This is a genomic window from Bacillus sp. IS1, from assembly GCF_032461585.1.
Classification (GTDB): Bacteria; Bacillota; Bacilli; order Bacillales; family Bacillaceae; genus Bacillus; species Bacillus velezensis.
Map to the genome: position 1 here is coordinate 1 of NZ_JAWCWR010000045.1, position 255 is coordinate 255.

General features: G+C 53.3%; 1 rRNA gene. It reads left to right on the forward strand.

The window, feature by feature from the left end:
- A 16S ribosomal RNA gene (locus tag RUW00_RS22900) occupies window positions 1–218 on the forward strand; the annotation flags it as partial.
- Window positions 219–255 lie beyond the last annotated feature (37 nt).

Sequence of the window (255 nt, forward strand, 5' to 3'; positions counted from 1 at the left end):
TGCGTGAAGCTGGAATCGCTAGTAATCGCGGATCAGCATGCCGCGGTGAATACGTTCCCGGGCCTTGTACACACCGCCCGTCACACCACGAGAGTTTGTAACACCCGAAGTCGGTGAGGTAACCTTTATGGAGCCAGCCGCCGAAGGTGGGACAGATGATTGGGGTGAAGTCGTAACAAGGTAGCCGTATCGGAAGGTGCGGCTGGATCACCTCCTTTCTAAGGATTTTAACGGAATATAAGACCTTGGGTCTTA